15 protein-coding genes are annotated in these 14,011 nt (G+C 59.5%); 1 reads left to right on the forward strand and 14 read right to left on the reverse strand.

The genetic code is table 11. The features are described 5' to 3' along the window. Positions 1–60 precede the first annotated feature (60 nt). From ispA to HX818_RS25110, 5 genes are all read right to left on the reverse strand, one after another. The gene (ispA, locus tag HX818_RS25090; RefSeq protein ID WP_008436503.1) at positions 61–948 is read right to left on the reverse strand and encodes a (2E,6E)-farnesyl diphosphate synthase; all 888 of its coding nucleotides are present in this window, start codon (positions 946–948) and stop codon (positions 61–63) included. Then, a complete protein-coding gene (locus HX818_RS25095; RefSeq protein ID WP_003209964.1) occupies positions 945–1,187 on the reverse strand; it encodes an exodeoxyribonuclease VII small subunit in 243 nt (80 codons plus the stop codon). Before HX818_RS25095 ends, ispA begins: the two co-directional genes overlap by 4 nt. Before the next feature lie 88 nt (positions 1,188–1,275). Continuing rightward, on the reverse strand, positions 1,276–2,415 hold the full coding sequence (locus HX818_RS25100) for a Fic family protein (RefSeq protein ID WP_177020925.1): 1,140 nt from the start codon (positions 2,413–2,415) through the stop codon (positions 1,276–1,278). 416 nt (positions 2,416–2,831) lie between these two features. After that, positions 2,832–3,224, reverse strand: coding sequence for a MerR family transcriptional regulator (locus HX818_RS25105; protein WP_008436505.1), 393 nt, complete (start codon positions 3,222–3,224; stop codon positions 2,832–2,834). After that, a complete protein-coding gene (locus HX818_RS25110; RefSeq protein WP_177020926.1) occupies positions 3,163–3,807 on the reverse strand; it encodes an NAD(P)H-dependent oxidoreductase in 645 nt (214 codons plus the stop codon). The genes HX818_RS25105 and HX818_RS25110 overlap by 62 nt, the downstream gene beginning before the upstream one ends. Positions 3,808–4,210: 403 nt before the next feature. Between HX818_RS25110 and HX818_RS25115 the strand changes: the two genes are divergently transcribed. Further along, entirely contained in the window at positions 4,211–4,522 is a 312-nt protein-coding gene (locus HX818_RS25115; RefSeq protein WP_003219377.1) for a DUF6124 family protein, read from the forward strand. 123 nt (positions 4,523–4,645) lie between these two features. Here the strand turns inward: HX818_RS25115 and fic are convergent, their stop codons facing one another. From fic to eat, 9 genes are all read right to left on the reverse strand, one after another. Then, complete coding sequence (fic, locus tag HX818_RS25120) at positions 4,646–5,767, reverse strand: protein adenylyltransferase Fic (protein WP_177020927.1); 1,122 nt, start codon at positions 5,765–5,767, stop codon at positions 4,646–4,648. A 506-nt stretch (positions 5,768–6,273) separates the two neighbouring features. Beyond that, positions 6,274–7,050 carry an XRE family transcriptional regulator gene (locus tag HX818_RS25125; protein ID WP_087692357.1) on the reverse strand — a complete coding sequence of 259 codons (777 nt, stop codon included), beginning with the start codon at positions 7,048–7,050 and terminating at the stop codon, positions 6,274–6,276. A 214-nt stretch (positions 7,051–7,264) separates the two neighbouring features. Beyond that, entirely contained in the window at positions 7,265–7,792 is a 528-nt protein-coding gene (gene ppa / locus HX818_RS25130; protein ID WP_003219382.1) for an inorganic diphosphatase, read from the reverse strand. Between the two features lie 93 nt (positions 7,793–7,885). Further along, positions 7,886–8,716: a zinc-dependent peptidase gene (locus HX818_RS25135; RefSeq protein WP_003219385.1), complete on the reverse strand. Its 831-nt coding sequence runs from the start codon at positions 8,714–8,716 to the stop codon at positions 7,886–7,888. Between the two features lie 6 nt (positions 8,717–8,722). After that, positions 8,723–9,379 carry a DedA family protein gene (locus tag HX818_RS25140; protein ID WP_003219387.1) on the reverse strand — a complete coding sequence of 219 codons (657 nt, stop codon included), beginning with the start codon at positions 9,377–9,379 and terminating at the stop codon, positions 8,723–8,725. 240 nt (positions 9,380–9,619) lie between these two features. Then, entirely contained in the window at positions 9,620–10,078 is a 459-nt protein-coding gene (locus tag HX818_RS25145) for an N-acetyltransferase (RefSeq protein ID WP_177020928.1), read from the reverse strand. Positions 10,079–10,170: 92 nt separating this feature from the next. Next, positions 10,171–11,019, reverse strand: coding sequence for an ethanolamine ammonia-lyase subunit EutC (gene eutC / locus HX818_RS25150; protein ID WP_087692359.1), 849 nt, complete (start codon positions 11,017–11,019; stop codon positions 10,171–10,173). Continuing rightward, positions 11,016–12,410, reverse strand: a complete 1,395-nt coding sequence (locus HX818_RS25155; protein WP_003219393.1) for an ethanolamine ammonia-lyase subunit EutB — start codon at positions 12,408–12,410, stop codon at positions 11,016–11,018. The genes eutC and HX818_RS25155 overlap by 4 nt, the downstream gene beginning before the upstream one ends. A gap of 64 nt (positions 12,411–12,474) precedes the next feature. Further along, entirely contained in the window at positions 12,475–13,923 is a 1,449-nt protein-coding gene (gene eat / locus HX818_RS25160) for an ethanolamine permease (RefSeq protein ID WP_177020929.1), read from the reverse strand. Positions 13,924–14,011 lie beyond the last annotated feature (88 nt).

Genomic DNA, 14,011 nt, shown 5'->3' on the forward strand with positions numbered 1-14,011 from the left:
GCAAACTGCCCACGCAGAGCGCCGAACTTGGCTGATATGCGGTGGAAAAGGCCGCTGTTGTCAGTGGCGACGTTCGACGATATACCGCGCCAGGTCACGCAGTGGCTCGGCAGCCGCGTCGAAAGGTCGCAGGGCATCCAGGGCCTGGTCCCGCAGCTCCAGGGCGTACGCCTTGGCGGCTTCCAGCCCGAGAAGCGAAGGATAAGTCGGCTTGTCCCGTGCGATATCAGCACCCTGGCGCTTGCCGAGGGTCGCGGTATCGCTTTCAACGTCGAGAATATCGTCCTGCACCTGGAACGCCAGGCCGATGGCCCGCGCGTAGGTTTGCAGCGCCGCCAGTTGCGCCGCTTCGGCACGGCCACTGGCCAGGGCGCCGAGGTGCACGGCGGCCTCGATCAGCGCGCCGGTCTTGTGGCGGTGCATGTATTCCAGGGCTTGTTGATCGAGCTTCAAACCGACCGAGCCCAGGTCAATCGCCTGGCCGCCGACCATGCCGGCAGGCCCTGCGGCCAGCGCCAGCGCGGTGACCATGCGCAGACGGATCTCGGCGTTGACGCTGCTCAGGCGCGGGTCCAGCAGGGCGCTGAACGCCAGGCTTTGCAGGCCGTCACCGGCGAGAATCGCGCAGGCTTCATCAAAGGCTTTATGGGTAGTGGGTTGGCCGCGACGCAGATCGTCGTCGTCCATTGCCGGCAAATCGTCGTGTACCAGGGAGTAAGCGTGGATCAACTCCACCGCACAGGCGGCGCCGTTGGCTTCCTCCGCCTGGGCGCCGAGGGCTTCACAGGCCGCATAGGCGAGCAACGGGCGAACGCGCTTGCCACCGTTCATCACGCTGTAGCGCATGGCCTCATACAGGCGGTTCAGCTCAGGGCTGGGCGCGACAAACAGCGGATCCAGCGCAGCATTGACCCGGGCCTGGCTGCCGGCCTGATAAGCGTCGATCATTCAGGCTGTTCCGCATCGAAAGGTTCTTCGGCCAACTCCCCATCGCGTTCCAGCAACACCTGGACCTTCTGCTCCGCCTGCGCCAGGGCGCTCTGGCAGTCGCGGGTCAGGCCGATGCCTTGCTCGAATGCGGTCAACGAGTCTTCTAGCGACAACTCGCCGTTCTCCATCCGCTCGACCAGGGTTTGCAGGTCGGCGAGGGATTGTTCGAAATCGAGTGCAACTTTTTTGCGGGCCATGGCGGCTATTCCGGTAGACGGTAAACCGGCGCGACACTAGCAGACATGGGGGATTGGGGCAAATGAGTGGGGGGATTTGCCTTGTAAATCAATCGCCTTGGGTGTTGATTTGATAGCGGGTGCTGCGGCCGCCGCCGGGTAGCCGAACCAGGCAGTTTTTTTCCAGAAGATCGGCCAGATGTCGGGTCGCCGTTGCCTTGGACACTTTGGCTACCGCTTGATATTGGGCCGCGCTGATCCCGTGCTCAAAGCCCTTCTCGCCGCCGTCGAGCAAGCGATTCAAGACTTTTGTCTGCTCGGCGCTGAGTACGTTGTCTCGATGCCGTTGCCAGAAGCGAGTTTTACCCAGCACCCGGTCGATCCGCGCCATCGCCTGCTGCAGGCTACGAAGCAGGGTTTGCAGGAACCACTCTAGCCAATCGGTGACATCCAGCGTGGCTTTTTGACTGGTTTCCAGTGCACGGTAATAGCCTGCCCGGTCTTCAAGGATGCTTGCCGACATGGCGTAGAAGCGGATCGCCTGGTTCTCCGCCTGGGCAAGCGCGAGGTCAGTAATAGCCCGCGTCAGACGACCGTTGCCATCATCGAAGGGGTGCAGGGTGACGAACCAGAAATGCGCCAGGCCTGCGCGGAGCAATGGGTCAAGGGCCGCATGATTCCGGCTGGCTTCAAACCATTCGATGAAATCGTCCAGCGACTGCTCCAGTCCTTGGCGGGGTGGGGCCTCGAAATGCACAGTGGGTCGGTCCAGTCGTCCCGACACAACCTGCATAGGCTCATCCCCCCTTAACGCGCCTACGTTCAAGCCGTGGGTGGAAAAGCGGGCTTCCTCGGCGGGAAACAACCATCGATGCCATTTGAATAGACGGGTGAGGGTAAACGGTTGAGCAAACTGTTGCGTGGCGTCCAGCATCAAGTCAGCCAGACCCTCGCTGCGCCGGCTCACGGAGCCGTCTTGCAATAGCTCCAGGCCCAGGCGCCGGGCCAAAGAGGAACGTACCGAGCCCACATTCAACTGCTCACCCTCGATTGCCGAGGAGGTCAGAATGTTTTGCAGCAACGCATCCAGTTCATTCTCCGAACTCTGTGCCTGGCTGACCGAACCGAGCATGCCCAGCAACTTTCCTTGCGCCTGCGTGCACTCGCGCAACAATGCTGCGAGGCGCTCTGGTTGCCAGTGAAAGTGCGGCCAGTCGGGTTGTTGCCAGATCCAGTTCGGGTGATCCATGGAGGCATGCTCTGTGCGTGAGCCGAATAGGAGGCTTATTCGGCTCATTTGGTGAGCCGATTGTGTGAGCTATTCGGCTCACTGTCCAGTCAGATGCGCACATCAGGTACAGCGCCGCCTCATCACTGGCCAGCAGGATCGCCTGTTCCATAACCTTTGGCGCAGTACTCGCCAGCTCCATCGATTCGCTGGCTGTCGCCCCCAGGCTTTCAAACAGCTTGCCGGCGTCCTTGAAGATCTCCTGCGCTTGCTTGATGGCGTCCCACACGCCGGTAATCGCCGTCCAACTTCCCGCCAGCACGCCATTGCCAATCGCGCTCGAAGTGGACCTTTCCCAGTGCGGCCGGAAACCACTCCATTACTTGCGAAGCTTTTTCTGTTCCGAGCCGCTGCCCGGTACTACGTAAAACAGCGGTTCAGCTCATTGACGGCAGTGGCGTTTTCAGTGGTGCGGTGCATTGGCCCTGAGCATCCTTGAGACTGGCCTCAAACTCGACCAGTCCTCCATGCATCTTCTGCAATGCCTCGATCTGCCGCACCAACTCCTGCTTCTTGTTGGCGATCGCCTTGTCCGCCAGGCCCCAGGGCAGCCCATCACCGTGATGCCCACCCAGAATTGCCTGCAACTCCTTGAGCTTGAAACCCAACTGCTGAGCGCACTTGATGAACGTCAGCAGCTCCACACTTTGCGTGGAGTAAATGCGATAACGACCTTCCCGCTGCTGCGGCGGCAACAGGCCGATGGCTTCATAGTGACGAATCGCCTTGATGGTTGTGCCCGACAGTTGCGCGGCTTTGCCGATGTACATGAAAAGTCCTTTTCCCAAAGAGTGCGCCGGCCTGTTTCAGCCACTGTTCCCGCTGTGCTGGCGTAGAGCCCAACACCGGCCCGAACAGCAACGTCTTGATCGGCTGAATGCCACAAAACGCCAGTGTTGTCTTGCGCATCTGGTGCAGCGCGGGCATGCGGTAGAACCACCTGTAATACCACGCTGGCGTGTCCAGGGTCACCAGCAAATGCGCAGTTCGTCCCTTCAGGAGTTTGTCGGGGAAGGCTTTGCCTTTGCGGTATTTGAAGGCGAAACCAGACAGGAGAATTCGGTCGATAAAGCCCTTCATCAAAGCCGGGATGCCACCCCACCAGATGGGGAAGACAAACGTCAGGTGATTGGCCCACAGGATGTCGGATTGGGCGTTGAGCAGGTCGGGTTCCAGGGGTTGGGTTTGGTTGTAGCCGTTGTGCAGGATGGGATCGAAAGTCAGGTCGCCGAGGCGCAGGACGCGCACTTCGTGACCGGCGGTTTTGGCCGAGGTGATGTAGGTGTCGGTGAGGGCAGAGCAGAAGCTGGTGCGGGAAGGGTGGCCGAGGATGACCAGGATGCGTTGGCTCATGGTGGTGGGGATCCTGAAAGTTGGGGGTTCAGGGTGAGGTGTGACCTTAGGGGGAGAGTCAAGAAGAGGCGGTGATTGGGAATGGCCAGGAAGACTGATCCCTTTCATTTGCAGGACGTTTCCTAGAGAATTCCAAGCGCTTGCGCCAGCAAAATCCCGCGACTAGTCTGCGTTCCGTCACTGCATATTCAGTGATCGGGTTTAGTCGCCCGGACAACGCTAGGCGTACAGCGCCATCTCAAAGCCAGGTATTTATCGCCTGCACTTTATGGTGGCTGTGCGCAGGGCACCTTCGGGTGCGCCGGTGCCTAGCGGCCGGTCGACTAACCTGCGTACAGCTGCCACCTTCTGATCGTTTAGTCGCGAGAGGTTAGTGGTTTAACTCACTGCTAGGAGTTCTACCATGGTCAAAGTTACCCCCGATCCACCCGCATTCCATAAAGCCTTACTCCGCGACACTGATGCCTCGCGTCGAGTGATCGATCACTACCTTAAAGCGCCGGACGCGCAGCCTTCACCCAACCCGTTTACCGTCGATGACGAACTGAGTTTCGAAGATGCCCTGGCCCATGCTGCCGAGTTATTGCATTGCGCCGTGGCGACCGCCCAGGCGTCGACCGAGCCGCTGAACGGCGCGCAGCGGGCGGTGATGCATTTGGTGGAGATGTCGAAGGTGGTGGTGGATAGGGCGTTGGATTGCTTGCAGCCGAGGTGAGGATCCTAAGCCGACACTGAGGTAACGATGCATTTGGTCAGCAACCTACTGACCAAATGCTAATCATCACGGCTCAGGGGCGCAGATCCCGGCAGACGATTGTCATCGAGTAAAGCTCTCCCCTCAGGCGTATGGCTTGAAGTCGTTGTTGTCGCGAGTGAGTAACTGCATCAGCTTGGGATGGATGAAGAGCTTTTCCTTGCCAACCTGAACCTCTTGCAGAACGCCGATGGCGACTAGTTCTTTGAGGTAACGGGAGGCTGCTTGACGCTGGGCAATCTGTTTGTCGACGACGTTGCTGATGCGGCAGTAGGGCTGTTCGAAAATGACGTCTACCAGCTCGCGGGAATAGGTTTTCGGCAACTGCTCACGAACAAACTGGGTGGTGTGCTCGGACAGGCTGCGAATAGCGGCAATTTTTGCACAAGTCCAGCGTGCTGTTTCTTCCACAGCGCTGAGCATGTACAGCAGCCAAGGCTCCCAGGCTTGTTTGCGAGTGACATCAAGCAACAGGCGGTAGTAATCGGCTCTATGGGCAATGATGTAACGGCTAAGGTAGAGAATCGGTAGATTCAGCAGGCCTTCCTGGATCAGGTACAGGGTGTTGAGCACTCGCCCGGTACGGCCATTGCCGTCGGTGAATGGGTGAATGGCTTCGAATTGATAGTGACTAACCGCCATACGTACTAATGGATCCAGGTCGGTCTCGTTGTGCAGGAAGCGCTCCCAGTTGGCGAGCATGTCACGTAAGCGATCTTCGCCTTCCGGTGGGGTATAGATGATCTCGCCGGCTCGGTCGTTGGCTAGCTGGACTCCTGGCACCCGGCGTATATCCATGTTCACGCCTTTAAGCGTGCGGCAGATTTCGACTGCAGTACCGCTGGAGAGTGGGCGGTCGGCCAACGATTGATAACCTTTCTGCAGGGCTTTGCGGTAGCGCAGTGCTTCCTTGGTCGCTGGGTCTGCGTGGCTATCCCCATCCTGAGCATGCTGAAAGAGCAAATCCGTGGTGGTGACGATACTTTCGATCTCTGAGCTGTCCTTGGCCTCCAGCAATGGAATGGTGTTGATCAGCATTGTCTGGTTAGGGATCAGCTCAGCCGCTTGCTTCAATTCGGCCAGGGCTGTGCGGGCCTCAATGCAGCGTTTGAGCACTGCATGGGTTTCCAGAACAGTTGCCGGTGGCAAAGTGGGAAGCTGGTTGTAGGGCTTGTCAGCCTGCCAGGGAAGGTGGGATGCGGTCATGGATGGGGCTCGGTCTTTGACTTATCCGTCTAAAGGTAAGAGGGGCTCATCAGGGCGCCCTTTCGTGGCGTCAGTGTAAACATGCGTGCACTACGTGTCGCTATATTTTGATTTTTGCGACACGTCTTGATGTCATGTCGTTGGTAACGACAGGTATGCGAAACGTGTTCTTGGAACGGGCTTTTAGCGACGTATCAGGCGAATGTCCTGAGGATGGAAAAGACGGCTTGCGTGCCTTGGAGCGGTTGGCGCGTTCTCAAATAGCTCGATGCCTGGCAGGTGTAGCGCATTTCTTCCAGGCATTAAAAAGCCGGCTTGTGGCCGGCTTCTCGGGGACTGGTTCAGCTTATTTTTGGTAAACCTCACCAGCCTTCAAATCGTTCACCCAGGCTCACACCCAGGTGATAAGGGGCATCAGCGGGAACTCCTCCGCATCGCCAGGCAGGGCGGACCGGCTTCACGCCAACCCCCTGCCAAATGTGCGGCGGATAATACCCATATTCGCCTCAATTTCCCAGCTCCGGATCCGATTTAGAGCCTTCGTAGCCCAATAAATGCGCATCCAGCGGCACCGGCGGGCGGCGGTTATTCAGTGTCGCCCACCAGAACACCCAACCCAGAATCTCAAAGTTCTGCTCATGCCGCTGCTCATAGGTCAAAAACTCGTCCGGATGCTCGGCGCTGTTGTGGCTGCGCATCCGCAGGCCACCTCCTGGACGGTTGTAGAGGTATTTGATCCGCAGCATTCCGTCGTGCTCTACCGCGTAGATTTCGCCGTCGATGATCTGTTTGCGGCCACAGTCGATGGCGAGGGTACTTCCGTCCTGGATGATGTCGATCATGCTGTTGCCGACCATGTAGGCCCCGAGCGCCCGCTCCGGGCTTACACCGATGGCTTCAAGGGTGTGCAGGGAGAGGCGGATGCTTTCGGTCGAGGTGAAGGTGGGGTGGAGGGGGATCTCCACGTCGATTTTTACCGGGCCCGAGACCGGGTGGGTGATGTAGTTGCCGCTGGTCTCGCGGGCGATACGGTGGGAGGTGTCTGCATCGGATCCTTCCAGCAGGTAGTTGGCGGGTGGATGTTTGGGGCCTTCGCCTGTGCGCAGCCAACGGCTGGTGACGCACAACAATTCTGCGAACTCGTTGAGCCGGCCCATGGGGACGCCGCGTTTGAACCAGTTGTTTACGTGTTGAGGCGTAACATCGCGGTTCTTGGCGAAGTCGGAAGCGGAAAGATGAACTTCCCGTAATAGCGCTCTTAAGCGATCACCTGATGTATTCATAAACGCAGAGTTTACTGGCCGTAAAATCAGATCAAATAAACCATGCGTTGAGTTGCTGTATGTAGGTGTTTCCTTATCGCAGGACTATTCTGCTAGTTGATTAAGCTAGTTAAACAATTGCTGTAAATGTGTTTATTAAAGTAGGCGGATGTTTATATTTTTCCCACAAAAAAAGCCCCGTTTAATCGGGGCTTTTTCAGAGCGAATAGCGGTATCAGCCTTTGTAGGCAGCGACCGACTTCAGGATCTCGGCGCGGGCGGCGTCTGCATTGCCCCAACCGTCGATCTTCACCCATTTGCCTTTTTCGAGGTCTTTGTAGTTCTCGAAGAAGTGTTTGATCTGTTCCAGCAGCAGTGGCGGCAGATCGGTGTATTCCTTCACGTCGACATACAGCTGGGACAGCTTGTCGTGTGGTACTGCGATAACTTTGGCATCGCCGCCGCCGTCGTCAGTCATGTTCAGGATGCCGACCGGGCGGGCGCGGATAACCGAGCCTGGGGTAACCGGGTAAGGGGTCACGACCAGCACGTCGAGGGGGTCACCGTCGTCTGCCAGGGTGTTGGGGATGAAACCGTAGTTGGCCGGGTAGAACATCGGGGTGGCCATGAAACGGTCAACGAACAGGCAGTCGCTGTCTTTGTCGATTTCGTATTTGATCGGCGCGTGGTTGGCCGGAATCTCGATGGCGACGTAGATGTCGTTCGGCAGGTCTTTGCCAGCCGGAATCTTGCTGTAGCTCATTGGGCGTTGCCCCCGTAGTTGGCCATGGAACATGGCCGGATTGGCCTAAAAGTGGCGGCGATTATAGGCATATTCTGACGCCGATGCCATGCGTCAGACGTCGTAGGGCGCTTGGCGTTCCGTCTGATACCGCACGTCGCCGGCCTGCAGTTGGTGCAGGCGCGCCAGGGGATCCTGACGGTAGAAGTGGCTCAGTTGCTCGTACACCTGTGGATAACTGCTGACCAGCAAATCCGGGGCACTGAAGAAATATTCGCTGGTGACGGCAAAGAACTCGGCCGGGTTTTCCGCGGCGTAGGGGTCTATGGCCGTTTCGGCGTCAGGGTTGCGGTCGAGCTGGCGGTTGAGGTCGTCGAAGGCGCTTTGCATGACGCTGGCCCATTCCTGCACGCGCATGTCGTGGTGCAGGGGGGGCAGGCCGTTGGCGTCGCCGTTGAGCATGTCCAGCTTGTGGGCCAGTTCGTGAATGACCAGGTTGTAGCCTTCCCAGTTGCCGCTGGCCAGTACGCCGGGCCACGCAAGGATCACCGGGCCCTGTTGCCAGGCTTCGCCGCTGTGCTCGCCGTCCCACTCGTGTTCCACGCCGCTGGCGTCGCGATGGCGCTGCGGGCTGAGGAAGTCGTCGGGGTACAGCACGATCTCGTGGAAGCCCTGGTACCAGTCGAGGTCGCCAAGGTTCATCAGCGGCAGCTGTGCCTGGGCGGCGAGCAGCAGGCGCTGTTCCTGGTGCAGTTCGACGCCGGGCAGGGCGGTGAGGTGTTTTTCGGCGAGGAACACCACGCAGGCTTCCCGCAGCCACTGGTCTTGCTCGGCAGTGATGCCGTCGAGGAAAGTCAGGTGATGGCGCACCCGTTGCCACGTTTCATCGGCAATCGGGTGCTTGGCCAGCAGGCGCCGGCGACGCCAGGCGCTGAGGGACCACATAGCCGGTTACTGCGGCTTGGCTTCGGAAGAGCTGCGGCCGAAGCGGCTGCGGAACACGCCGATGATCATCGGTACCAGCGACAGCAGGATGATGAACACCACCAGCAGCGACAGGTTTTTCTTGATGAAGGGCACGTTGCCGAAGAAGTAGCCCAGGGTTACCAGGCCGCCGACCCACAGGATGGTGCCGAACACGCTGAAACCGAAGAAGCGCGGGTAAGGCATCTTGGCGATGCCGGCGACGAACGGTGCGAAGGTCCGCAGGATCGGCAGGAAGCGCGCCAGGGTCACGGTTTTGCCGCCATGCTTGTCGTAGAAGTCGTGGGTCTTTTGCAGGTAGTCGCGGCGGAATATTTTCGAGTTGGGGTTGCTGAACAAGCGTTCCCCGGCCGTTCGTCCGATGACGTAGTTGGTACTGTCGCCCAGGATGGCCGCGAGCATCAGCAAGCCGCCCAGCAATATCGGGTCCATGCCGCCGCCTGCGGCGATGGCGCCGGCAATAAACAGCAAGGAATCACCCGGCAGGAAGGGCATGACCACAAGGCCGGTTTCGCAAAAGATAACCAGGAACAGAATGGCGTAGATCCACACTCCGTAGTTTCTCACCAGCATGTCGAGGTACACGTCGAGATGCAGGATAAGGTCGAGCGGGTTGAAATCCATGGAGGGCACCTGTGTGAATGGCCTGGCTCAGCGGGCCTGTGCGGAGGCTTCGGGTAATAAGGGCTACAAGGTAGTGGCGTATTTCTTACGACCCTGAAAGGTCCGCATTATACGGATAGAGTTGTGAAAAGCGTGCTGGTTTTGTAGCGGGGAATGTCGCGAAAGCGATCTGATTGTAGACACAGCGTCAGTGTGGGAGGGGGCTCCCACAACAGATGTATGAGGTTTGGTTAATAGTTGTCAGTCATCGTTGATCGCAAGCACGTAGTTCTTGAACTCGGTGTCTTCCCGAAAACCGATGGACTCATAGGTTTTCTGCGCCACCTGGTTGTCGCTGCTGGTGGACACACGCAGGCGCACGGCTTGAGTTTCCTTGGCCATCTTCTTCGCGGTACGCATCAGGTTGTCGGCCACCAACTGCCGGCGTGCGTCTTCGGCGACGTAGATGTCGTTGAGGATCCACACCCGCTTGAGGGACAACGATGAAAAGCTTGGATACAGCTGGCAAAAGCCAAGCAGTTTCTTGTCGTCATCGTCGGCCAGCGCCAGGTAGATCACGGACTCCTTGCGGCGCAGGCGTTTTTCCAGGAAGGCGCGGCTCGAATCAGGAAACGGCAGCGCACCGTAAAATTCGCGGTATTTGACGAAAAGCGGGGTCAACAGGTCCAGGTGTTCAAGGGTCGCTTGAGTAATCCGCATGCCAGGCCTCAACTTCCAAATGGGGTATGACCACACAAGCGGCCGTGTCTCGATGCTGCCTAAAGCAGAGAAAAAGCGCAATCGTGCAGGGATCAGTCCTTCGGTGGGCTGAGCAGGAAGTTTCCTTTCATCAGGTCGGGATCATCCGACTCGAGGGTTTGTACCTGCGCTTCATCCTTGAGGTTGACCCCCGACAACTGCCGGCGACAGGCCTCCCGCATCAAGTAAAGCAGGCGGTGAGCGGCCATGCCGTAGCTCAAGCCTTCCAGGCGCACATTGGAGATGCAGTTGCGGTAGGCGTCAGTGAGGCCGACCTTGGGGTTGTAGGTGAAATACAGCCCCAGGCTGTCCGGCGAGCTGAGCCCCGGCCGCTCGCCGATCAGGATCACCACCATTTTTGCCCCGAGCAACTGGCCGACTTCATCCGCGACGGCGACACGGCCCTGCTCCACCAGAATCACCGGTGACAGCGACCAGCCTTCAGCGTGGGTTTGTTCCTCCATGCGTGTAAGAAACGGCAACGTATGTTTATGCACCGCCAGGGCCGACAAGCCATCGGCCACCACCACCGCCAGGTCCACGCCGCCGGGGTTGGCTTCGGCATAGTCCCGCAGGGCCTGGGCGGATTCATCACTGAGGCGGCGCCCAAGGTCCGGGCGTTGCAGGTAGCTGTGACGGTCGACGGCGGCGCTGTGCAGCAGCAGGCTGTCGCGGCCACGCTCCGCCAATTGGCTGCTGAGCCCTGCATGATCAAACGGCAGGTGTACCGCGTCGCGGGCCTGGGCATGGGCGAACTGGAAATCCAGCTGCGCGCCGGTAGGCATGCTGGTGCCGGTGCGGCCCAGGGCAATCCGCGCCGGGGTCAGGCGCCGCAGCTCAAGCCACGGGTTGTCCACGTTGTTTTCCGGGGTGTCGATGTGCACGGGCGGTTCCTTCTTCATCCCAGTTGCGCCAAGGCGTGGCGGAATGCCGGTGGCAGGCTGTTGCCGAAGTGCACCTTGCCGTCGGCTTGCGTGAAGATGCCCATTTTCGCCAGCCACTGTTCAAACTCCGGTGCCGGCTTTAAACCCAATGTTTGGCGGGCGTACAGCGCGTCGTGAAATGAAGTGGTCTGGTAGTTGAGCATGATGTCGTCGGAGCCCGGGATGCCCATGATGAAGTTGATCCCGGCCACGCCCAGCAGGGTGAGCAGGGTGTCCATGTCGTCCTGGTCGGCTTCGGCATGGTTGGTGTAGCAGATGTCGCACCCCATGGGCACGCCCAGCAGCTTGCCGCAGAAGTGGTCTTCGAGGCCGGCGCGGATGATCTGCTTGCCGTTGTACAGGTACTCGGGGCCGATAAATCCTACGACCGTGTTCACCAAAAACGGCTTGAAATGCCGGGCGACGGCATAGGCGCGGGTTTCGCAGGTTTGCTGGTCGACGCCAAAGTGTGCGTTGGCCGACAAGGCGCTGCCCTGGCCGGTTTCGAAATACATCAGGTTTTGCCCGAGGGTGCCGCGGTTCAGGCTCAGGCCCGCATCGTAGCCTTCCTGCAGCACGCTCAGGCTGATGCCGAAACTGGCATTGGCCGCCTCGGTGCCGGCGATCGACTGGAACACCAGGTCCAGCGGCACGCCACGGTTGATGGCTTCGATGGAGGTGGTGACGTGGGTCAGCACGCAGGCCTGGGTCGGGATTTCATAACGCTGGATGATCGCGTCGAGCATTTCCAGCATCGCGCAGATCGAGGCGATGCTGTCGGTGGCCGGGTTGATGCCGATCATGGCGTCGCCGTTGCCGTAGAGCAGGCCGTCAAGAATGCTCGCGGCGATACCGGCCGGCTCATCGGTGGGATGGTTGGGCTGCAGGCGGGTGGACAGGCGCCCGCGCAGGCCCATCGTGCCGCGGAACTGTGTGACGACGCGGATTTTCTGCGCCACCAGTACCAGGTCCTGCACGCGCATGATCTTCGACACGGCGGCGGCCATTTCCGGTGTCAGCCCGGGCGCCAGGGCGCGCAGGCTCTGTTCGTCGGCCGCGTCGCTGAGCAGCCAATCCCGCAAACCCCCGACGGTCAGGTGGCTGACCACGGAAAACGCCTGTTTATCGTGGGTGTCGATAATCAGCCGGGTGACTTCGTCGCTTTCGTACGGGATCAACACTTCTTCGAGAAAGTGCTTCAACGGAATGTTGGCCAGGGCCATTTGCGCCGCGACCCGCTCGCCATCGTTCTGGGCGGCAACACCCGCCAAAAAATCCCCGGAGCGGGCCGGGCTGGCCTTGGCCATCACGTCCTTGAGGCTGTCGAAGCGGTAGGTCAATGCACCGACCGCGTGGGAAAAGCTTGCCATACAGAGTCTCCTTGTCGACGCGGGCTGAATGTGAGTAAAGCGCCCGCGTCGAGGTTTATGGCAGTTAGTGCAAGGCGGCCTCTGCGGCCTGGATCGCCGCAAATTCTTCTTCCGGCGTGCCTGCTACCAAGTGATGCCGACTGTAGAAAGCAAAGTAAGCAATTAATAGTCCATAGATGATCGCGGCGCCAATCACCACGCGCGGATCCACCAGAAAGCCCGCCACAACGGCGATGCAGGCCAGTACCAGGGCGACGCCCGAGGTGAAGATGCCGCCCGGAGTACGGTAAGGGCGGTCCATTTTGGGGCGGCGGATGCGCAACGTGATGTGCGCGGCCATCATCAGCACGTAGGAAATGGTTGCGCCGAATACGGCGACCAGGATCAGCAAATCGCCTTGGCCGGTCAGCGACAGGCCGAACCCGATGATGCCGGGGATCACCAGGGCCAGTACCGGTGCCTTGCTTTTGTTGGTCTGCGACAGCTTGCGCGGCAGGTAGCCGGCGCGGGAGAGGGCGAAGATCTGCCGGGAGTAGGCGTAGATGATCGAGAAGAAGCTCGCGATCAGCCCGGCCAGGCCCACCAGATTGACGAAGTGGCCCATCCACGTGGAGCCGCCGTAGGCTTTGGACAAGGCTTCCACCAGCGGATTGCCCGATGCCATCAACGCGTAGGCGCCAGCACCGCCGGGGGCGATCACCAAAATCAGCAGGGCGAAGCTGGTCAGCACCACAATGGCGCCGATCAGGCCGCGGGGCAGGTCGCGTTTGGGGTTCTTGGTTTCTTCAGCGGCCAGTGGCACACCTTCGACGGCCAAAAAGAACCAGATCGCATAGGGAATCGCCGCCCAAACGCCGACATAACCGAAGGGCAGGAAAGAGCTGGCGCCCTTGGCCTCGGTCACCGGGATGTCCAGCAGGTTGGCGACACTGAAGTGCGGCACCATCGACACCAGGAACACACCCAGGGCAATCGCGGCGACGGCGGTAATCACAAACATCAGCTTCAGCGCTTCACCCACGCCGAAGATGTGGATGCCGATAAAGATGATGTAGAACGCCAGGTAGATCATCCAGCCGCCAATGCCGAACAGCGACTCGCAATAGGCGCCGATAAACACCGCGATGGCGGCGGGGGCGATGGCGTATTCGATAAGGATCGCGGTGCCGGTGAGGAACCCGCCCCAGGGGCCGAATGCGCTGCGGGCAAAGCCGTAGCCGCCGCCAGCGGTAGGAATCATGGAGGACAGTTCGGCCAGGGAGAAACACATGCACAGGTACATGGTGGCCATCAGCAGTGTGGCGAGGAACATGCCGCCCCAGCCACCCTGGGCGAGGCCGAAGTTCCAGCCGGCGTAGTCGCCGGAGATGACGTAGGCAACCCCGAGACCGACTAATAGTACCCAGCCGGCAGCGCCTTTTTTCAGTTCCCGTTGTTGGAAGTATTCGGTGCCGACCTTTTCAAAGTCGACGGAAGACCCGGACGCCGGAGCGCCATTCGGTTCGCTGGGCATGATGGAATCCCTTTCTTATTGTTTTATCCCGGCTTACTTAAGTAAGCCGAATGAGTAGCAAGGTCTTGTGAAGATCAAATGTGGGAGC

It is taken from the genome of Pseudomonas sp. F9001 (genome assembly GCF_013385435.1).
Lineage (GTDB): Bacteria > Pseudomonadota > Gammaproteobacteria > Pseudomonadales > Pseudomonadaceae > Aquipseudomonas.

What these genes read in the sequence shown, in the direction of transcription:
- ppa (WP_003219382.1), bottom strand. Translation starts at nt 7,792, where the DNA reads ATGAGCTACAGCAAGATTCCGGCTGGCAAAGACCTGCCGAACGACATC.
- HX818_RS25140 (WP_003219387.1), bottom strand. Translation starts at nt 9,379, where the DNA reads ATGGATTTCAACCCGCTCGACCTTATCCTGCATCTCGACGTGTACCTC.
- fic (WP_177020927.1), bottom strand. Translation starts at nt 5,767, where the DNA reads ATGACCGCATCCCACCTTCCCTGGCAGGCTGACAAGCCCTACAACCAG.
- HX818_RS25125 (WP_087692357.1), bottom strand. Translation starts at nt 7,050, where the DNA reads ATGAATACATCAGGTGATCGCTTAAGAGCGCTATTACGGGAAGTTCAT.
- HX818_RS25145 (WP_177020928.1), bottom strand. Translation starts at nt 10,078, where the DNA reads ATGCGGATTACTCAAGCGACCCTTGAACACCTGGACCTGTTGACCCCG.
- HX818_RS25115 (WP_003219377.1), top strand. Translation starts at nt 4,211, where the DNA reads ATGGTCAAAGTTACCCCCGATCCACCCGCATTCCATAAAGCCTTACTC.
- HX818_RS25100 (WP_177020925.1), bottom strand. Translation starts at nt 2,415, where the DNA reads ATGGATCACCCGAACTGGATCTGGCAACAACCCGACTGGCCGCACTTT.
- HX818_RS25135 (WP_003219385.1), bottom strand. Translation starts at nt 8,716, where the DNA reads ATGTGGTCCCTCAGCGCCTGGCGTCGCCGGCGCCTGCTGGCCAAGCAC.
- eutC (WP_087692359.1), bottom strand. Translation starts at nt 11,019, where the DNA reads ATGAAGAAGGAACCGCCCGTGCACATCGACACCCCGGAAAACAACGTG.
- HX818_RS25155 (WP_003219393.1), bottom strand. Translation starts at nt 12,410, where the DNA reads ATGGCAAGCTTTTCCCACGCGGTCGGTGCATTGACCTACCGCTTCGAC.
- HX818_RS25095 (WP_003209964.1), bottom strand. Translation starts at nt 1,187, where the DNA reads ATGGCCCGCAAAAAAGTTGCACTCGATTTCGAACAATCCCTCGCCGAC.
- HX818_RS25105 (WP_008436505.1), bottom strand. Translation starts at nt 3,224, where the DNA reads ATGTACATCGGCAAAGCCGCGCAACTGTCGGGCACAACCATCAAGGCG.
- HX818_RS25110 (WP_177020926.1), bottom strand. Translation starts at nt 3,807, where the DNA reads ATGAGCCAACGCATCCTGGTCATCCTCGGCCACCCTTCCCGCACCAGC.
- ispA (WP_008436503.1), bottom strand. Translation starts at nt 948, where the DNA reads ATGATCGACGCTTATCAGGCCGGCAGCCAGGCCCGGGTCAATGCTGCG.
- eat (WP_177020929.1), bottom strand. Translation starts at nt 13,923, where the DNA reads ATGCCCAGCGAACCGAATGGCGCTCCGGCGTCCGGGTCTTCCGTCGAC.